The sequence below is a fragment of the Mesorhizobium sanjuanii genome (assembly GCF_002529485.1).
Lineage (GTDB): Bacteria > Pseudomonadota > Alphaproteobacteria > Rhizobiales > Rhizobiaceae > Mesorhizobium > Mesorhizobium sanjuanii.
In genome coordinates, this window is record NZ_NWQG01000333.1 from 1 (window position 1) to 358 (window position 358).

Here is a 358-nt window from a genome sequence, read left to right on the forward strand (position 1 = left end):
GTCCGGGCAAACCCCACCCCGGACAGGCATTGGTCGCGGCAACGAGCGAAAAGGTTCAGCCAAGCGAAAAAGAATCTGCCGCCGCGCTGTTGGCCGGCGAGACATCCGCTACTTCTGGAAAGAAAAGGATTTCTCATGAAGAATAGCGGGCGGCGAATTCCGAGATGCGCTGCACCACGGCCTTGGGCGCGGTGATGCCACGCGCCGCCGCCTTCTCCGCCGCTTCGGCCCGGGCGCGGCCGGGCACATGCACGCCGTAACGCCGCCGCAGGCGGTCAAGCTGGTTCTTCATGCGTTTTTCGAAATCCGGATCGAGCAGCTTCGGTTCGACGGCCAGCACGAAAAGGCCGGTCCCCGG

The 358-nt window shown here is 64.2% G+C and carries 1 pseudogene; it reads right to left on the reverse strand.

The window, feature by feature from the left end:
• Positions 1–133: 133 nt before the first annotated feature.
• A pseudogene (locus CN311_RS31740) lies at positions 134–358 on the reverse strand (Ldh family oxidoreductase); the annotation flags it as partial.